1 protein-coding gene is annotated in these 475 nt (G+C 68.4%); it reads right to left on the bottom strand.

The annotated features are described in order from the left end of the window. Positions 1–421: polyketide synthase dehydratase domain-containing protein (locus JGS39_RS40180; RefSeq protein ID WP_236066176.1), on the bottom strand; the 421-nt coding region annotated here is incomplete at its 3' end. Positions 422–475 lie beyond the last annotated feature (54 nt).

The raw sequence follows: 475 nt of genomic DNA, 5'->3' as shown, positions 1-475 counted from the left end.
CACCCGACCCCGCCAACTGCCCCACCGACACCGGACGGAGCGTCAGCCCAGCAACGGCCAGGACCGGTTCTCCAGCCGTGTCGGCCATGGCCAGGGAAACGGTGTCGACGCCGGATCCTGTGAGACGTACGCGCAATGCGGTCGAGCCCGAGGCGAACAGACGCACGCCCTCCCAGAAGAAGGGGAGCGCGGGGCGGTCGTCCCCCGACGTGCCTGATTCGAGATCGGCAGCCTGCAGGCCAAGGGCATGCATGGTGGAGTCGAGGAGCGCCGGATGCAGCCCGAACCGCTTGGCATCCGCGTGTACGGACTCGTCGAGTTCGACCTCGGCGAAGATGTCTTCTCCAGCGGTCCAGGCCGCCTTGAGCCCTTGGAAAACGGGGCCGTAGCCGTAGCCGCGCTCGGCCAGGACGTCGTACATGTCAGCCACCTCCACCCGGGTCGCTCCGGGCGGGGGCCATTCGGTGAGGTCGAA

Source organism: Streptomyces poriferorum (genome assembly GCF_019399235.1).
In the GTDB taxonomy this organism is placed as follows: domain Bacteria; phylum Actinomycetota; class Actinomycetes; order Streptomycetales; family Streptomycetaceae; genus Streptomyces; species Streptomyces poriferorum.
The sequence above is the reverse complement of the archived record's forward strand: the minus strand, read 5'-3'. Positions and strand labels throughout refer to the sequence as shown.